The 16,830-nt window shown below is 72.1% G+C and carries 5 protein-coding genes and 1 pseudogene; 1 reads left to right on the top strand and 5 read right to left on the bottom strand.

The genetic code is table 11. The features are described from left to right. Positions 1 to 1,976, top strand: a 1,976-nt coding sequence (locus tag FF86_RS64385; protein ID WP_396230092.1) for an Hsp70 family protein, incomplete at its 5' end; no start/stop codon positions are given. Between the two features lie 151 nt (positions 1,977 to 2,127). Here FF86_RS64385 and FF86_RS25740 read toward each other — a convergent pair. From FF86_RS25740 to FF86_RS36460, 5 genes and pseudogenes are all read right to left on the bottom strand, one after another. After that, positions 2,128 to 2,901: a DUF6461 domain-containing protein gene (locus tag FF86_RS25740; RefSeq protein ID WP_052681438.1), complete on the bottom strand. Its 774-nt coding sequence runs from the start codon at positions 2,899 to 2,901 to the stop codon at positions 2,128 to 2,130. 79 nt (positions 2,902 to 2,980) lie between these two features. Next, positions 2,981 to 4,241 (bottom strand): annotated as a pseudogene (locus FF86_RS57815) (AAA family ATPase); the annotation flags it as partial. Positions 4,242 to 4,291: 50 nt separating this feature from the next. Further along, positions 4,292 to 6,505: right-handed parallel beta-helix repeat-containing protein (locus FF86_RS57805; RefSeq protein ID WP_242419614.1), on the bottom strand; the 2,214-nt coding region annotated here is incomplete at its 3' end. 25 nt (positions 6,506 to 6,530) lie between these two features. Continuing rightward, a complete protein-coding gene (locus FF86_RS25730) occupies positions 6,531 to 7,976 on the bottom strand; it encodes a hypothetical protein (RefSeq protein WP_128423388.1) in 1,446 nt (481 codons plus the stop codon). A gap of 962 nt (positions 7,977 to 8,938) precedes the next feature. Continuing rightward, positions 8,939 to 10,315, bottom strand: a 1,377-nt coding sequence (locus FF86_RS36460; RefSeq protein WP_206779029.1) for a hypothetical protein, incomplete at its 3' end; no start/stop codon positions are given. Between the last annotated feature and the right edge of the window lie 6,515 nt (positions 10,316 to 16,830).

Raw genomic sequence — 16,830 nt, 5'->3', positions numbered from 1 at the left:
TGCAGGAACCCGACCGGGCGGCGCGGGAGTTCAAGCGACGGCTGGGCGATCCCACTCCGGTGCTCCTGGGCGAGGCCCCGTTCTCGCCGGCGGCGCTGCTGGCGGCGATGCTGCGCGACGCGGTCGACAGCGCGGTCCGCCTGCAGGGATCGCCCCCGGAACGGATCGTCCTCACCCGGCCGGCCGTGTGGGGCCCCTACCGGTTGGAGCAGTTCGACGAGGTGCCCCGGCTGGCCGGGCTCACCGACGTTCCACTCGTGACGGAGCCGGTCGCCGCGGTGACCTACTATGCCGCCAGTCGGCAGTTGTCGGACGGCGACGTCGTCGCCGTGTACGACCTCGGCGGCGGCACGTTCGACGCCGCGGTGCTGCGGATGGAGGCGGGCCAGCCGCGGATCCTCGGCAACCCGGAGGGCATCGAGTGGTTGGGCGGCGCCGACTTCGACGAGGCGATCGTCCACCACGTCGACCGCGCGCTGAACGGCGCCGTCTCCGCGGCCGATCCCGGTGATCACGACACCGCCGTCGCGCTGTGGCGGCTGCGGCAGGAATGCGTCCTGGCCAAGGAGGCCCTCTCCGCCGATGAGGACACCGTCATCCCGGTGTTTCTGCCCGGCGCAAAGCACGAGGTGACGCTTGGCCGGGCGCAGTTCGAGGAGATGATCAGGCCTGCAATCGATTCCACCGTGGAGGCATTGCACCGTGCACTGAGTTCCGCCGAGGTCAAGCCCGGCGACCTGTCGGCGGTGCTGCTCGCCGGCGGTTCCTCGCGCATCCCCATGGTGGCCCGGACGATCGAGGCGGCGCTGCAGCGCCCCACGGTCGTCGACGCGCATCCCAAGCACGTCGTGGCACTCGGCGCGGCCCGGCTCGCCGCCGCGCAGCTCGCCCCCACCGCCCTCCCCCCGGCGACGATGGGACCGATCAACGGCACCGACACCCACGACGACTCCGACACCCACAACGGCTCCGACACCCACGACGGCTCCGACACCCACGACGACACTGGGGCCGACGACGGCTCCAGGGCCGACGACACCGGGGCCGACGACGAGGCCCAGGGCCGCCCCGCGGATGGCGGCGAGGGCGGGGGCAGGAGTGCTGCCGGGACGATCGACCCGACGGCGCGCGCGCGGGCGCGGCGCCGATGGCTGACTCTCGTCGGCGCCGTGGGCATGCTGGTGGTTCTCGCGGCGGGGACCACCGCGGTGGCGCTGAGTGTCGGCGACTCGGACCCGCCCGGCCTGGCCACCTCCATCGACGCCCAGGTGACCCCACCCCGCACTCCCCCGTCCCCGACCCGGCCGGCGGCATCGATGAGCGTCTCGCTGACCAGCGCCCCGGCGGCCACCTCCGACCCGCCGAGCCCGGCGGCCACCTCCGACCCGGCAAGCGACCCGGCAAGCGCCCCGCCGGTCGGGGCCACCCCGGCGGATCGGGCCGGCCGGCTCCCGACCAACCCGGCCAAGCCACTGCCGGCCCCTTCGGTGGCCGCTCCGAAGGCGGCCCCGGCACCGGCGCCCGCACCGGCACCGGCACCGGCACCGGCACCGCGGGTGACGGCTGCCCCCGCGGCCCCACCGCAGACCTCCTGGACCTACGTCAACGTCTCGACCAGCCTGTGCCTGGACAGCAACGCCTCCGGGTCGGCCTACACGATGGGCTGCAACGGCGGCGACTACCAGCGATGGAAACTGGTACAGGTGAGCGGCGGGTACCACCTCACGGACGTCGCGACCAACCTGTGCGCGGGGGCCCGCGCCAACCCCGCGACGGATGGCACCAAGTATCAGGGCTCGGTGTTCACCACGACCTGCACCGGCCAGAACAGCCTGACCTGGGTTGCCGCCACCAACTCGTTCGGCTATCAGTTCACGAACGTGGCCACGGGTGAATGCCTCGACAGCAACGGCCAGGGCCGCCTCTACACCCAGGACTGCAACGGGGGAAACTTCCAGCACTGGTCCCGGACTTAGGTTGTGGTTGTGACCTTGGGGGGTCGGGTGCCTCGATCCTGACCGTCGAGGCGTGCAGGGCACGATCGTGGAAGTCGAGGTCGCGCCCGGCAGCGTGGTGCGGTTCCGCGGGACCGCGCCACCCCGCTCGGTTCGACCCCGGCCGCAAAGGTCACGGCGTGTCCCCACCTTCGACCCTCTTCTGGCCCATCCCCGTGAGCCCACCCGGGGGGGACACCTCGGCACGGTCGTGCAAGGGCGATGACGGTATCGGCGCACGTGGGCCGAGGGTGCCGAGGTATCGGCCGAGCGGAACGGGTTGCCTGGGTTCCCCGGGGCGCACGAGGGGGAGATCGACTGCCGGTGCGGAGCGCGGGCGACCATCCTCGGGCAGGATGGCGGTGAGCAGTGGACGGGCCAGCATGTCGGCGGTGAGCTGGCCCCCGACGTGGTCGCCGATGGCCCGCAGAGCGGCGATGACCTTCGACTGGTCGGGATGGGCGGCCCGGTGGCGTTCGACGGCACCCCAGAAGGGATGGGCGCCGACGGCACGCTGGGTGTCGGGAACCCCGAGCTCGAAGCTCTCGCGGGGTTGCCCGTCGACCCAGTACCGGAGCACGTGCAGCGCCTTGGCGGAATCGTTGACGGCCACTGTCTGCGTGCCGCGGGACAGCGCGGCGAGGGTGCCGGACATGATGCCTTCGACCCCCATGGTCTCGAAGCCGAACGCCCAGTCCCCGAGGGATCCACTGGCGAGAATGGAGCGGTCGGCGCCGGGCTGGCCGACGGCGTAGGTCTCGCCGATGGCAAGGAGGCGGGCTGCCGTCGGATCGGCCCCGTAACGCTCGACCAGGTTCCAGGGGGTCACGCCGAGGGTGAAGGTGAGGCAGAACGGCCGGTAGCGGACGACGGCCTCCCACCCGTGTTCCAGGGGCGACTGGGTCATTCCACACTCCGGATCTGACCACTATGGCCGGTGAGCATCCAATGGCCGGTGAGCATCCAGGCGACGTCCCCGGGATTCCTCAGCGGGCCAGGGCCGCCGTCACGTCGCCCGGGAGAAGGTTCTGCAGGTCGTCCACGGTCGGATCGGGCATCTTCCGCAACCGGCTCGCCTGCCGGGTGACGGCCTTGTCCAGAAGCTGGCGGGCGTAACGGCCGTTGCCGAACGTCTCGTCCCGGCGCAGCGTGTCGAAATGCTTCCGGAGGACCTGCAGGGTGCCGCCGTGGGGCTCGTAGCCGCCGGCGCGGGCGAGATTCTCGAAGATCGCCACAAGCTCGTCCGCCGAGTAGGAGGCGAACCGGATCTGATGGCTGAACCGGGACGCGAGACCCGCGTTGCTCGCCAGGAACTGCTTCATGTCACCGGTGTAGCCGGCGGCGATGACGACGATCTCGTCCCGGTGATCCTCCATCAGCTTCACCAGCGTGTCGATCGCCTCCCGGCCGAAGTCGTCGCCCTGGCCGCGGGAGGGGGACAGGGCGTAGGCCTCGTCGATGAACAGGATGCCGCCGCGGGCGGAGTTGAAAACCTCCGTCGTCTTCACCGCGGTGTGGCCGACGTACTGCCCGACCAGGTCGGCACGGGACACCTCGACCATCTGCCCGGTACGCAGGACGCCCATCGCGGCCAGCAGCTCGCCGTAGAGGCGGGCCACCGTGGTCTTCCCCGTCCCGGGTGGCCCGGCGAAGACCAGGTGGCGGGACATGGACGGGGCCGGCAGCCCGGCCTCCGCCCGGGCCTTGGCCGAGGCGATGAGATCCACCAGGTCGGCGACCTCGCGCTTGACCTCGTCCAGTCCGATCATCGCGTCGAGCCGCTGCATCAGGGCGTCGACCACCTGACGCTGACCCGCCGCCGCGTCCCGCCCGCGGGCGGCGGTCTCCGCCAGGTCCTCCGGCAGCAGCCTGGCGAGCTCCAGCTCCGGCGCGTCCGGGGTGGTGGCCAACCGGTACGCCTGGCGGCCCAGCATCTCCTCGAACACCTGCCGCGCGGCCCGCGCGTTGCCGAAGGTCTCCGTCCTCGGCAGGGTGTCGAAATGCCGGCGCAGGGCTTCCTGGGTCTCGTACTCCAGCGCGTAGTGGTGCTTGCGGCACAGCCGCTCGACGATCGTGACCAGCTCGGCGCTGGAGTAGCTCTCGAACTCGATGGTCTTGGAGAAGCGGGAGGCCAGGCCGGGGTTGGCGGCGAGGAAGGTGCGCATCTGCGGCGAGTACCCGGCGACCACCACGACGAGCTCGTCGCGCCGGTCCTCCATCAGCTTCACCAGCGTGTCGATCGCCTCCNGGCCGANGTCGTGCCCGCCGCCATCCGTCGGCGACAGGGTGTACGCCTNGTCGATGAACAGCACTCCGCCGAGCGCCGACTCGAACTTGGCGGTGGTCTTCACCGCCGTCCCGCCGACATGCTCCGCGACGAGATCCGCGCGGGCGACCTCCACCATCTGCCCGCCGGGTAGCACCCCGAGTGCGGCCAGGATCTTGCCGAAAAGCCGGGCGATGGTCGTCTTGCCGGTTCCCGGCGGCCCGGCGAAGACGAGATGCCGCGACATCGGCGGCGCGTGCAGCCTGGCCTCCTGGCGTCGCTTCGCCACCTGGTGCAGCCCGACGAGCGTGGCCACCTCCCGTTTGACGCCCTCCAGGCCGACCAGCGCGTCCAGCTCCGCCAGCAGCGCGGTCACCGGATTCGACCCGTCCGGCGGGTCGGTGGACGGTCCGCCGCCGACGGAACCCGGGTCGGGGCGGGAATGCTCCCGCTGGACGGCGATCGGACCGCCCGGATCCTCCTCCGGTGCGGCGGATGGCGGTGCGGCGGGAGGCGGTGAGCCCGCGGGGTTTCCCGACCGGGACGGCGGGGAGGGGTCCGGCATCCAGGTCGGGTCACCCCCCGCGGGGGACTGTGGTCCGTCGGCCGACTGCGGTGCCCAGCGCGAGGCGGCGTCGGCATCCCGATCGTCGGCGCGGGGGCCTGCGGGCGCGGGGAGCTCGACGTTGTTGTGACCGGTCTCGACGCCGTCGATGCGCAGCTGCGTGGTGGGCGTCGCGGTCCGCACCGCTTCCCCGCCGTTGCCGCGCATCACGCCACCCTGGATGACGACCGGCCTGTTCGTCTCCACCAGTACCCCGGGCCCGGCGTTGCCGACGAGTTCGGCGTCACAGACCGTCGCCTGGGTGCCGGGTTCGAGCACGAGCCCCGGGCCGGCCGTGCCGTGCACGCGGATGCGGGACAGGTTCGGGTGGGCGGCGTCGCGGACCAGGATGCCGGCGTCGCGCGCGCCGTCGACCTCGACGCCGGCGACCGAGGGCCGCGCCGCCGCGGTGATCTCGATGCCGATCCGGCACTGCGTCAGCGTGGAGTTGTGCAGCTCGGTCGTGGCCGCCCCCGCCAGCCGCACCCCGGCCCGGCTGGCACCACGCACGCGGCCGTCCTCGAACCGGCCGGCACCGCCGGCGGCGTGCAGCCCGTAGGCGACGTCGTCGAGGTCGAGTCCGCCGAGCAGCGGCGCGGCCGAGCCCTCGATCGACACCCCGATCGGGCTGCCGTGGACGCGGACACCGCGCAGCTGCGCCGTCGACTCGCCGAGCAGCAGGACGCCCACGTCGCCGCAGTCGGCGACCTCCCCGCCGACGAGGACCGGCCGGGCCGCCTCGTCGGCGACCACCCCGGCCGCGCCGCTGGCCCGCACGATGCAGTGGCGCAGTTCGGCGGCCGAGCGGCCGGTGGCGTGCAGCCCGTGGCCGGCCGAGTTCTCGATCAGGCACTCGACGAGGGACGGCGCGGCCTGCTCCACGGTGATCGCGCCGTGCGCGGTCGCCTCCCGCAGTCGGCACCGCTCCAGAACGGGCTGGGCCCGGTCGGCGACGTAGAGGCCGACCTGGCCGCCGTCGATCTGGGTGTCGACCAGCCGCAGCCGGCTGGCCTGCTGCACGAGGACGGCGACGCTGCTCGCCGAGCTGATCCGGGAGCCTTCGATCCGCGGTGTCCCGGTTCCGGTCGCCACGACCCCGAACCCGTCGAGGCCCGCGAAGGTGCAGTGCCGGAACGTCGGCTCCGCGCCGCCCGCCACCACGAGGGCGGGTCCGCCGGTCGCCTCCACGGCGACCTCGGTGAACTCGGCGACGCCGGCGTCGACCACCACCCCGGGACCGTTCGCGTTCCCGATCCGGCCGGCGCGCACCCCGACCCGTCCCCCGCGCACATGGATGGCCGCGGACGCGGTGGCCTCGAGCTGGCAGTTGTCCAGCCCCAGCCGCCCGCCCCCCGCCTGCACCAGCGGCAGCTCCTCGTCGCCCCCGCGCACGGTCAGGTCCCGCAGCCGGATATCACCACCCGCGCACAGCAGGGCCGATCCGAGCGGCACCTCGATCACGACGCTGCCCGGGCCCTCCTCCGCGACCAGGACCACGTCACGGGTGAAGACGAGCGACTCCCGATACACCCCCGGCCGGACGGCCACGGTGTCCCCGGGACCGGCCGCGACGAGCGCGCGCCCGATCGCGGTCACACACTCGGCGTCCGTGGCGGAGACGGACAGGACGGCTGCGGTCATCGCTGGCTCCTTGAGCTCGAGCAGGTCATGACGCGTCGACGGCGGCGAGGGGCTCCTCGTCCAGGAGCGCCACCCCCATCTGCGGCACGACCCACACCGCGTTCTCCTCCTGCCGCGGGTTCAACAGGTGCGCGAGCACCCGGTGCAGGGCCACCTCGTCGACCGGCAGCGACCCGTCAGCCGCCAGCAACCCGTCCACCGGCGGCGACCCGTCCACCGGCGGCGACGGGTCCACCCGCGGGGCCCCGTCCACCGGCGGCGACGGGTCGAGCGCCGGGCCTCGCGCCTCGGCCACGTGCCGCATCAGGTCCGGGTCCGGGGCGAGGCCATGCTCGTCCAGGTAGTAGCTGGTCGCGTCGGTCCACACCCAGCGGCCGTCCGTGCGAAACGTCATGGGCACCACCTCGCCGCGGGCCGGGTCGACCACGTCGGACATCAACGAGGAGGTGTCGAGAATCGGCACGCCGGCGTCCAGGTAGCCGAGCAGGTCATCGCGAAGCCCCAGGTCGTCGATGCGCGGCCGGTCCGGGTCGAACCGGGGGCCGTCGACCGGGTCGACCTCGTCGAACGTCCGGGCCACCGACACCTCGACGGCCGGCTCACGCGCCCACAGCAGGGCGCCCGACATCTGCGCGAGGCGCTGGTAAGGGGGCGGTTGTTCGCCCGCCGTGCACACCTCCACCTGCGGTGCCGGCTCGCCGACGGCCAGCAGCGCGGTCTGTAGCCGCGCCGCCAGGGCCGCCGCCGGGCCCGACCGCGGCTCGGCCGTGACGACGAACACCCGCTTCGGCGGCGGCCAGGACGACCCCGCGGCCGGAGCCCGCCAGGAGCGCCACAGGCCGACGGCGTCCGGCTCCGCCCCGACCGCCTCGACGACGACCGCCTCGACGTCCCCCAGCGCGACCGCCGCGTCCGGGGCGGTCAGGTCGAGCGGCAGCACCGCCGCCGGCCCACGCGCGTCCGCGTCGGCGGCGGAGCGGAACTGCCAGGCGCTCGGCACCCGCTCGCCGGGCGGCAGCGCGTCGAGCACTCCCACCACGTCGCCATCGCCGTCGCCATCGCCGTCGCCCGCGCCGTCCTGTCCGCCGGCGGTCAGCTCCTCCCGGGCCAGCAGGATCTCCTCGCCCCCGAGGCTGAGCTGGCCGACGGCCACGGCGAACGCGACCGCCCGCGCGAGGTCGAGCCGCCGGCCCGCGGCGAGCCAGGTGCGCGCCTCGGTGATCAGCTCGTCCGGCAGGTAGCCGGCGAGCCCCAGCAGCGCCCGATGCCAGGCGTCGACCATGGCGGCATCGTCCCCGACGCTGATCACGGTCATCCCGAGCGCCACTGTCACCTCACCGGCCTCGGGGACGTCCTCGCCCCCCAGGTCGGCACTGGCCGACGCCGACGCCAACGCCGATGGCGCCGTCGATGGCGCCACCGAGAGCGACAGCGGATGTGGCGGGAGTGGGCCTGCCGGGGTCTCGGTCATCTCCGCCTCCGTGAACCGTTCTCGCTGGGCCGCCCGGCTCCCGCGACCGCGGTGGCGGACCCTCTGCCGAGAACACGACGTCAGGAGGTCGGACGGTTCACGGCGTCCGGCTACTCGTCCGCGGGCCTGGTCCCGACGAGGCGCTGCAGGATCTCCTCGCCCCGACCTTCCAGGATGAGCTGCATGAAATTGATGCCCCGACGGGACTCGGCGAACTCCCTGACATCGTGCCCCGGACCGGACCGGTGGAATTCCCGGCCGAACGCGGCGGCCAGGCGGTCCGCGTCGCGAACGAAAGCCTGGTAGTGGGCGTCGACCGTCGGCGCCGCCGTCCACAGCATCACGATCTCGATCGGCGTGTCCCGGCCCGCCTCGGCCTGGGCGACGATCTCGTCCACCCCGATCTCCTCGACAGAGCGCACGCTGCCGTCCCCGAGCGCCACGCCGAGACGACCGTCCGGCAGCAGGGGAAAATCAAGCATGAAAGCGTTGGCCGGAAGACCCTCAGCGCGAAGCTCGTACTGGTAGCGGTGGTCTCTCATCATGTCGGCGGTGGGCGCCGTCAGCCCGTTGCTGGTCATCCGCAGCCACGCGGGGGCGTCCGCCGCCCACAGCCGCCCCGCGGAGTCGGTCACCAACGGGTCCGGCCGACCGGCGGGCCTGTGCAGGACTTCCCAGGAGCCGCCGCCGTCCGCGAGGGCGGTGTGGTTCCCGATTGAGGTGACGTCGACCCCGCTGGGCGGCGCGAACACGAAGACATCCGCCGCCGCGCCGACCTGCGCCCACGCCCGCCGGCCCACCGGCGGGGCTTCGCCGTTCCCGTCGGATTCGACGCCCGGCAGGTTCTCGGCGACGACAAGGGGTTGACCGCGGCGCCACCCGTGGCCCTCCAGGTAGGCGGGCATCTGCGTCGGCGACATGACGTGCGACGTTCCGTCCAACCGCTCGATCACGAACTCGGNCTCGCCGGCCTGATTGCTCCGGACGTCGAATCCCCGCACCTCGAAGACATCATCGCGAGCCGCGAGATCCGCACGGTGGTTCATCGCGGACAGGTACGCCGCGGGCTGGGCCGCGGTCAGGCCCGTTCTCGTGCGCACCACGGCGTCGTCCTGACGCCGCCGCGCCACTCCGTTCTCCGAGACCCACTTGCTCGCGTCCTGCGCCGCCAGCGCCCCCAGCACCCGCCACTGCGTCGGCCGCCCCTGATCGTCCACCGCCCGCAGCCCGGCGGTCGCATCGTCGAGGGCGCCGTGACTGTTCTCGTCGAGGACGAGGACCTCCACCTCCCGGATACGGGCGAAACGCTGGAGGTTCCGCTCCGACCGACCGGGGCCGCCCGGGGTCCACACCCGCAGATCCCTCCGGTGCAGACCATCGTTCGTCCATCCCCCGCTCGTCAGGAGGTCCGACAAGGAGGGCAGCCGGGGTCCGATCCTGTACTCGTCGTCGACGTCCTCCACGAGAGGCGACCGACTGCCGTCGGCCATCGTCATCCCCAGTCCACCCTCGTGCGAGGGGAGAACCAGGTCGAAGACGCCAGCGACCCGACCGGCCTCGTCGGCCCGCGCCAACTGCTGTAGGCGAGGGAGCGAATCCAGATATTCCGGCAAGGTCAACGACGCCATCCCCGTGCTCCAGACCACCGGGCGCAACGGAGCCGGTGCCAGGGAACCGCTGTCCTCGGGCGCCAGCCACACCGGAGGCGTCACCACACCGCGGTGCGCGACCGTCTCCGGCCGCACGAGGTTCCAGCCACCTTCCAGTCCGTACCGCGCGGTCAGCCGGCCGCCCACCACCTCCTGCGCGACGCCTTCCTCGGGCAGCCAGAACTCCGCCCGCAGGTCGGCGGCGAAACCCTGCGCCTGCCTGCGCAGCGCCGCCGTCCGCGGCGGCGCCAGCACCAGCTGAGCCCACCACTGCGGTGACCCCACCGGCGGTCCGTCCGACGCCCACACCTGAACCGGCCCGCCCCGCCAGCCCGCCGCCGTCAGCATGTCCCGCAGCACCTCCGACGACAGCCGCACCGGCGCGCCACCCGCCCGCGGCCGCGCCGCCAGCGCGCCGTCGCCCGTCCGCGGCAGGAGCACCGTGGTCACGTACGGCTGACCCACCAGGCCTTCCGCCACCGCCTCCATCCCCCTGGCCACCACCAGGCCCCGCCCCGGATCGGCTCGAACGGCGAAATCCGCCATCTCCACCATCGGCCTCGGGCGCACGCGGTCACCGTCGCGCGCACCGTCCGAACCGGCGGGCTCCGTCTGGCCGCCGACGGTTTCCGCGGTCGGGACGTGTGCCATGGCCTGATAGTGATCGACGCCGTTGTACTGCACATACACGCTGGCCCGGGACTCATCGGACGACGGCGGATGGAGATGGTTGNTTCCCGTCAGGCCGGCGGACCCGGTCGTCGCGATCACCACGTCCAGATCGATCGCCTGAGCCACAATTTCCGGAACCCGGTCGAAGAACGGCGTCTGCCACCAGGCGGCGTCACGAATCGCCAGGGCCACCAGATCACTCACCGTCATCCCGACGAACTGTCCCCGGGGCCCCAGGCTCGCCAGCAACGGTGAAACCAACAGCAGGCGATTCCAGACATCATCGGTCGGCTCCCGGGTGACCGACCTCTCCAGATCGTTGAGGAGACGGGCCGCCTCGCCCCGGTCCCGGCGGGACCGGGGCGTCTTGCCCCAGTCCCGCAGCGCCTCCAATCCCCCGAGAACGAAGTGCAGGCCCGGCAGGCCCAGACCCCGGGCCAGTTCGCGGACCACCCGAGCAGGACCNCCCCCCAGTTCCGGCAGGTCGAGCGCGATCCGCAGTTCCTCCCCCGCCGGCCCCGTGAACCAGGCATGCGTATGCTCCCGCAGCCGCTGCACCGTCATCCTCGCCACCGGCGAACCGGGCGCCTGATCCCGGGCGCCCACGATGACCGACGTGAAATAGCACAGGCCGTCACCGGTAACCCGAAGAATCCGGAAGTCCCGACCATCGGCTGACACCGTGCCCACCGCCGGACCCGCCACCGAGGTCGGCTGGCCGACCTCGGGCTCCGGACGTGCAGCGAGATCCGATGGCTGAGCCGCGTCGGTCTGCTGGGGGGAGGCTGGCTGAACGGGGCCGGACGGCTGCACAGGACCGGGCGGATCTAGGGACGGGGTAGGGGGCGGTGTGGACCGCAGCCGGGTCAGACGGTCCCGCACGATGCGCCGGGCCGCCTCCACCGCATCCCGGACGGCCGCCGCCGAGGCCGGCGGGTTCGGCTCCTCCCCGGTCGGACTCGCCAGGGAAGGAACCTCCTGCCCCTGCCCCAGGGGCTCCACCCCGTGATAGCGGCTCAGCGACGTGTCCCAGTCCGGATGCTCGTACACCCGCACCACCTCCGCCGGGCCGGCCTCCACCGTGTCCCCGGAAACCCAGGCCACCGGAACGCCCAGCAGCCCCGGAACCACATCCCGACCGAACACCGCAACCAGCCCGCCGCCGTACGGCGAGTCCCCCCGCATCGCCGCGCCGAGCACCTGCGCCACTGACGGCACATGCCCCAGCACCCGGGCCTGTTCCCGCACCGCCGTCACCACCTCGGCCCGGCGCCGCCCCCGCGGCGACTGCGCCGACAGGTCCGCCACGCGCTCCCACATAGGATGATCCGGACGTTCGGCCAATGCCTCGGTGACCACCTCCCGCGCGCCCCGAGGGTCCCACTCCTCCTCGGGAACCAGCCCAGCCACCTCGGCGTCAGACAGAAGCTCGACGATCGTGGTGGCCACCGAACGATCATTGGACCGCTCGCCGCCGGCGGCGGGCGCGTCGGGCACAGCCTCACCGGGCACAGCCTCACCGGGCACAGCCTCACCGAGCGCAGCCTTACCGAGCGCAGCCTTACCGAGCTCGGCCTCACCGAGCACAACCTCATCGAGCACAGCCTCATCGAGCACAGCCTTACCGAGCTCGGCCTGGATCGCCCCGGCCACCGGGCCGGGAGCGGTGCGCAGCAGTGCGTACAGTTCCGCCAGGTCATGCTCCGGATGCTGGCGCGCCGCGCTGTGCAGAACCGCCGTGAGCAGCCCCTCCTCGTCGTTCGGAGTACCACGTGGCACCGGCACCACCCGGCTGTGTCCCCCCGGTCCCGACCGCATGACGGTCCCCGGCCCCCGATAGGACGGCGGCTCCTGCGCCAGCTCGGCAGGCCGGATGGCCGGCGCAGCCAGCAGGTGGGTGGCCGCTTCGGTGATGAACCGCTCCGCCCGGGCCTCCCAACCCGCCCCCTGCGTCGGTTGAACCGGCACCGCGATGAAGGTGACACGCTGATCGGCGGCGACGCCCATGCGGTCCATCTCGGCCCGCAGCAGTCGAGCCAGCGGTCGCGGGGCGGCCGGTTCGAGGCCACGACGACTGGTCAACACCAGACGGCCGTCGAACTCGCTGCCGATGACCACCGGGAACGCACCGGCTTCGCGCGCCATGTCGATCAACTGACGCGTTTCCACCGCGAGATCCGTCGTGGACCAGGCGAGATCCGCCGACAGGAGATTCATGCCGCTCGCGGTGAACTCTCCGATCAGAGGTGACCACCTCAGCCGGGGCGCCTCCTGCCAGATGCCGTCGGTGTCGAAATCCGGTTCGTCGCGGTGCGTGGCATACACCGGCAGACCGAGCTCACCGCGCAGCAACGCGGCGTACCCGGTGCTCACCGGTCTGGGCCGCCGGAGGCCAGGCGGCTCGTCCAGGCCCCCGACACCCAGGTAGACCGCCCCGGTGAAGCCCGGCGGGGCCTGGGCCAAGATGATCGCGGCCAGTTGCTCGGGCGGGATCCGCAGCGTCCCGATCGACGGATGATGGCCGACCACGACGTCCCGGTGACCGTCGGCCAGCACCAGGAACCGACCCGGACGCCGCCTCGGCGTCGGCCCTCTCTCCCCGTCGTCAACCGACCGCAGATCGACCCCGTAGACACCGTGACCATCGATCAGCGGCACCGCCAGAAGATCTGCGGCCGACGCATCGGCCAGATACCACTCCGACGCGTCGGACTCCGGCCTCTCAAAACTGTGGTCGACGGGGACCAGCACATTCGTCATGCTGTCCTGGATCCAATCCACGACCGGCGGATGTCCTCCACCCGCGGCCTCGGATCCCGCCTCCGCGATGATGGGAACCCACGACTCCGCGCTGAAGTCCTGCAGGTCCTCGACAAACGTGGCGTTGTGGCCGACATAGACGGGTTGGCCGTCGTGCGCCGCGGAGATCTCCNCGGCAAACCGTTCGAGAAGCGCCCGATTCCCCCCGACTCGGGTCGTGATCAACCGTATCGGCGAGGCCGGCAGGGCTTCCTGCCCAGGCTGAAGGAAGGCATTGCGCAGAAATGCGTTCACCGTCTCGGCGTCGAGCGGATCCAGCCGCTCCGGTCGCCACGACGGCTCGTCCGACGGGCTCGTGTGCACCACCACGAGCGGCAAGCCGCCGGCGACCGGGGGCATGGCGTGCAGATTCTTGTACCAAGAGGCGATCTCGGCCCGTGCGGCGGGATCGGAGCTGCTCGCGCCGAACAGCAGCGCCCCGCTCTCGAACGACTGCACCCCGTGGTTATCCGTGATGCTCTCGACGAGTTGGGACCTGCCGTCGATCGTCAGATAGCTCGGGATCCCCCTTCCCGTAGGCGGGCGGACGATATTCAGTTCAAGCGGCCGCGCACCGGTCTCGCCCACCCCGCGCGCCCTGTTCTCCGGACGCACGGCTGGGCCGCCTGGAACGTCACGGCTCACGAACGGGTCCATCCCGAACTGAATCCGGACGACCGATCGGCCGAAGGCGGNGGCAAGACTCTCGGTGTCACGCGCGAAGTTCTGATCGGCGNCGGCGGAGTCGGGCGGTGGCGTCCAGAGCACCACCGTCCCGAACGGCTCGCGCCGCGCCGCCTCCGCGGCGGCCACGACCGTCTCCGTCCCGATCTCTGCGAGCGGGCGCACACTCCCATCTCCGAGGGTCACCCCGAGACCACCGTCCGGCAGCAGTGGAAGATCAAGCGCGAACACACCCGGCGGGTATCCCAGACTCGGTCTCAGATACTGCATCAGGTTTCGCTGGGCGGTGACCTCGGTGGGGGCCGCCAGCCCGTTGCCGGTCATCTGTAGCCACGCCGGTGCGTCCGGCGCCCACAACCGGCCCAGCGGATCGGTCACCAGGGGAACCGGCCGATCGGCAGGCGCGTGCAGGACGTCCCAGACCCCCCGGGCCCCCCGGGCCCGCCCGCGACGTTGGGCGACCCTCGCATGCAGGCCCGCGGCGATCAGAACGTCGTTGTCGAGAGCCGGCGCGAACACGAACGCACCGGCGGCGGCACCGACCTGCCGCCACGCCTCCTGGCGCAGGGTGATCAGCCAGTCCGGGTCGCTGCCGTAGGTGTCGAGCGGCTCGGCGACGACGAGCGGCTGGCGACCCGGATTCCAACCGTGACGCTCGAAAAACTCCACCATCTCGACGGGTGATCGAGCGTAGAACGTCCCGTCCCGGCGGCCAATCATGAATTCGGGCTCGCCGGCAGCGTTGCGCCGGACACGGAAGTTCCGCACATCGTAAAGGTCATCCCTGTTGGGAGACTCGCGGACGTTTTCCGGCGACGAGTCGGAACCCTGCTGGATCAGCCCGGTGCTGGTGCGGACGACCGCGTCATCCCGGCGCGGCCGTGCCACCCCGTCGACCGACTCCCACCTGCTGGCACCCTGATCCGCCAACGGCCCGATCACCCGCCACGGCGTCGGCCGCCCCTGCCCATCCACCGATCGCGGCCCCGCACCGTCGAAGGCCCCATGGCTGGACGCGTCCAGCACCAGCACCTCCAGGCCGGTACTGGCCGCGAAACGCTCCAACATCCGCTCCGACCGGCCGGGCCCACCCGCGGTCCACAACCGCAAAGCCCTGAAATGCCGGACGTCCCCGAGCTCCCGCTGCAGGAACTCCGCAAACGTGGGACCCGCGACCCCGTCCCCGGGATCATCCTCGAAATCATCACGGAAACGCACCCGGGTACCATCGGGCCGGGTCATCCCGACGCCTCCCTCATGCGAGGGAAGAACCACATCGAGGACCNCGGTGTTCGCCCGGTTCAACGCCTGCAGCAAAGGAAGCTGATCGAGATAATCCGCCAACGTCACCGACGCAAGGACACCATTCCATTCCATCGGGCTTTCAATCTCGGCCAGCGCCAGAGAGCCATCCTCCGCCACAGACAGCCATGAGGGAACTCTCAGCGATTCCCCCGGAATGTGGCGCGCCCGCACCTCCCGCCAGGCACGCCCCGAGCGACCAGGTTGCGCTGTCAGACGTCCCTCCACCACCCGCTGCGAAGCACCCTGCTCAGGCAGCCAGAACTCCGTCGGCAGCAGGAACCACCTCGCCGGATTCCGGGAGAAAGCCCGCAGCTGGTTGACCAGCCGACTAAACTCCGGATCCTCGTCAAAGTCGGAGTCGGAATCCGTGTCATTCTGATCGGCCGCCGTGGCCGCCGGCCCACTCGGCGCCCACACCTGAACCGGCCCACCCCGCCAACCCGCCGCCGCCAGCATCGCCCGCAACACCTCCAACGTCACCGGCACCACCTCACCACCCGCCCGCGACGCCACTCCCAGCTCACCGTCCTCCGTCCGCGGCAGGAACACCGACGTCACATGCGGCTGGCCCACCAACCCCTCCGCCAGCCCCGCCATCCCCTCCCCCACCACCAGCCCACGCCCCGAATCAACCCGAACAGCGAGATCCTCAACATTCACCGGCGCCAGCGAACCAGCATCCGAGTCAGCAGAATCGGATTCCCCGGCATCGGACTCGTACACGGACAAATCGGCAACCGGAGACACCGGCCCAGGCACCCCGTCACCATCCACAGGCGGGCTTTCCTCACCATGTGTGGAATCGGCGGCCGAATCGTCGAACAGACGCGGCGGCTCCAGCGGCGGAGAAGCCAACAGCCCCGGCAGATCACTCTCGTCGAACGGAAGCGCCGGATCGGACGACGACGTTTCTGGCGACTCCGGGGCGGGCGACTCCGGGGAGGAGAAGCCGAAGGCCCGCGGTGCTGCCGGCGTTGCCACCGCCGGTGGGACAGCGTCGACCACGGGCAGCACGGCCTCCGGCTGAGCGGACTCCACCGGCTCCGGAGCGGACTCCACCGACGACGAGGTGGACCCCACCTGCAACACCGCAGGCTCTGGGAGCAGCGCCGCAGGCTCCAGAGGCGTCGCCGCAGGCTCCAGAGGCGTCATCTCCACTGGTGGCGAGACCGGCTCGACCGGCCGCGGGACAGGCGCCACCATCGGCGGAGCGGACTGCTGGCCGAGACGCAGCGTGGAGGCGTACGTGATCGCATCGGCCGATTCCGGCCCCTCCGGCGCCGGCGCCGGGATGGCCGGTGGGCGGAGGGCCGGCGGGCGGACCGTCGGGTCCTCGGCCAGCCAGATCGACACCCGACGACGCTCCCACGCCTCCCATGAAGCAGCCGACCCGTCGACCTGCATCGGCCCGGACGTCGGACCGGCACCTCGCGTATGCGTCTCGTGCCCAACCGCGCCGGGCGGCAGACCGACCGCTGCCAGCCGCCGGGCCAGCACCGGCGCCAGCACCTGCCAGGCCGACNGCGCACGATACTGCCCGGAGCGCGCCGCACGGCCAAAAGCAAGCGGCCGACCACTGCCCCCACCCTCCACATGCACCACCAGGCCCGGCCCCCCCACCCGAGCCCGCCGCACCGCCTCCCCCACAATCTGCTCGGCAAGCTGATCAAGGTCGGCGTGCTGCTCCACCGACAGATCCGCAGGCCCAAAGACCCGCAACCCGTCGGGAGGGTCCAGCTCCAACT

It is taken from the genome of Frankia sp. CpI1-P (assembly GCF_001421075.1).
Taxonomy (GTDB): domain Bacteria; phylum Actinomycetota; class Actinomycetes; order Frankiales; family Frankiaceae; genus Frankia; species Frankia torreyi.
This window is presented reverse-complemented; position numbering and strand designations above follow the sequence as displayed.

Coding starts and splice junctions, on each gene's coding strand:
- FF86_RS25730 (WP_128423388.1), bottom strand. CDS start 7,976: ATGACCGAGACCCCGGCAGGCCCACTCCCGCCACATCCGCTGTCGCTC.
- FF86_RS25740 (WP_052681438.1), bottom strand. CDS start 2,901: ATGACCCAGTCGCCCCTGGAACACGGGTGGGAGGCCGTCGTCCGCTAC.